This is a genomic window from Novosphingobium sp. CCH12-A3, assembly GCF_001556015.1.
GTDB classification, from domain to species: Bacteria; Pseudomonadota; Alphaproteobacteria; order Sphingomonadales; family Sphingomonadaceae; genus Novosphingobium; species Novosphingobium subterraneum.
The window spans coordinates 1-2,392 of record NZ_LSIA01000024.1 but is presented as its reverse complement, the minus strand read 5'-3'; the positions used below and the strand labels follow the sequence as shown (position 1 = coordinate 2,392).

At 58.8% G+C, this 2,392-nt stretch carries 2 protein-coding genes; both read right to left on the bottom strand.

The genetic code is table 11. From position 1 onward, the window contains the following. Positions 1–263: 263 nt before the first annotated feature. Positions 264–554, bottom strand: coding sequence for a hypothetical protein (locus AX703_RS02170; protein ID WP_007406388.1), 291 nt, complete (start codon positions 552–554; stop codon positions 264–266). Positions 555–782: 228 nt separating this feature from the next. After that, positions 783–2,006, bottom strand: a complete 1,224-nt coding sequence (locus AX703_RS02165; RefSeq protein ID WP_016743863.1) for a glycoside hydrolase family 130 protein — start codon at positions 2,004–2,006, stop codon at positions 783–785. Positions 2,007–2,392 lie beyond the last annotated feature (386 nt).

Sequence of the window (2,392 nt, the reverse complement as noted above, 5' to 3'; positions counted from 1 at the left end):
TCCGAAGCTTCAATGCTGCTAGCGAGACGCAGTCTGTATACGTAAGTTACGAATCGAAATCCGATCGGCCGTGTGCCTGCTGGAGCAGGCGCGTAAAATGATGATCCGGGATCGATCAAAAATGTGACCCGGCCTGGTTTTCTCGTCCTGAGACCGGCCAGAAAAGCGATTGGCCCGCCGTGGGAACGGCGGACCAAGGCTTCGGTTGAAAGCGGCCATGATCTTGTCCGTCAACCTTGTCGTCTGATGGAATGATGGCAGGGTCAGCAACCACCGTCCGACCTGTGTGACATGCCGGAGGCGCCGTCCTGGTCCTGCGAATCCCGCATCGCCATTCGATGGCCCTGCATCATCTGGCCGTGCATCTGCTCCTTACCGTGAGCCATGCCCTGCATGTGGGCAGGATCGGGCTGGGCAGGCGCCGGCCTGGCCTTGAGGGTCTCCTCAAGATCGGGCATGCCCGGCGGCATCCCGTCCGCCAGCACCGGTCCGGCACTGACGGCGAGGAAGCCGAGAGCTGCGAGCGAAGCGATCATTGCCGTCTTCTTGCGCAAGTATCCATTCCTTCAAGTCTGGGTTTCCCGTTCGATCGAGCATATGCCCGGTCGATTGTCGCCCCTTCCGGAGCTTGCCCGTGAAATGGTGTCACCTTCCGCCTTGCTGTATACGTAATGTGCGAAGTCCGTCTCTGAGATGGCCATAAATTATCGCACTGGCATCGTTGTTGTGCCGATGTGTAACTATGGTTCGGACTCGAGAGCAGGACAGGTCGGCAACAGTGACTAATCCATGGCGGCCAGCAGACGCTCGAGAGGAATAGTGGCAAAAGTGGTGAAGCTGTCAGCAATGGCATAAGGCAGTACCAGCACCCGATTATGTACCATCGCGCCGCAGCTGTAGGCTACGTTTGGCACATAACCTTCGCGCTCATCCATGTCCGACCGCAAAAGCGGTAGCTTCGTCCGCGCCAGCAGCTTCGAGGGATCGTCACGGTCCAGCAGGCACGCCCCGATGCAATAGTTCCGAACGGCGCCGACTCCATGAGTTACGACCAGCCAGCCTTCGTCGATCTCGATCGGCGATCCGCAATTACCGATCTGGACAAACTCCCAAGGCCAGCGAGGTTCGATGGCTTTCGCTCCGCCACTCCAGTCGTGAATGTCCGCGGACGTCAGGAACCAGATATTTTCGTTATCCTCGCGCCCAAGCATGGCAAAGTGCCCGGCAATGCGTCGGGGGAAAAGCGCCATGCCCTTGCTACCGGTGGCATCCCCACGCAGCGGTCTGAGTTCGAATGTCCGGAAGTCCGGCGTGGACAACAACTCCTGCCGGACGGACTGGCCGCTAAATGCCGTATATGTACCGAAATAGGTGGCTCGGCCATCGTCGTCCAGGAAGCGGACCAAGCGAAGGTCTTCGATGCCACCACGCTGGCTGGGGGTTGTCGGAAAGATCACGATCTCCGAGAGATCGTGGCTGCCATCGCACTTGATCCGAATGCCCGCGTCCGGCCCGTCCTCGCCGGAGATGTTTTCAGTCTCCAGCACGAGCGGCATGGGGCTCGGAGGATTGATTGCTATGGTTCCGTCCGCGGCGCAAAACCCGGTGCGAAAGGTGACGGAGGAGATATGCCCCTCGCCCACGCCTCGCAGGGAAAGAATGAATCGGAGAGAGTTTTCAGGTACAGCAGACTGATCAGGATGCAGGACGATGCTCGGATTGAAAAGCGCTGCTGCCTCATAGGAATATTCGTTGCAAAAATGGGCACCGATCAAGAGCGCCTGTTCATGGGTGACCTCGCAATCACAGACGATGATGCCATCAACCTCGTGGAACCGCCGCAAAAACAGGGACGGAACCTCACGATGCCTTCCCGAGAAATCATCAAGAATGCGTTGCAACTCATCGTGGAGCGATGCTGGGTCGAGCGCCAGGACGCGGTCGGCGATGCGCTGCGCACGTGGCTGATCCGGTACCGCATATTTATAGGTTTCCGTCGACGGCATATAGGGTCTGATCACTACCCTTGCTGGATTGGGGCGGAGCAATTCGGGTAGCCGGTTGACAAATTCGGCGGTTGACACTGACTTCTCCAATACAGATCGACCGTGGAGCGTTCACGCAATCGTAAAGATGGTGCTCGGCATTACCCGACTATCGGGTGGCGGCACGGAAGGCTCCGGCGATGGCGGGTGCGATGATTTCCGCCGTTGCCGGATACTCGGACTTTGTGCCACGTGCCATGATCGCTGTCCTGGCGTAGTTGTCGGACACACAAGCTGTGACCGGGGGCTCTGGCCTGAACGTGACTATGTGGGGCACGTGCGAAGCGCGCCGCTCAGCTCGACATGTCCGCCATCGTTCGGCAGCTCGCCGCGCATTTCTTGCAGGT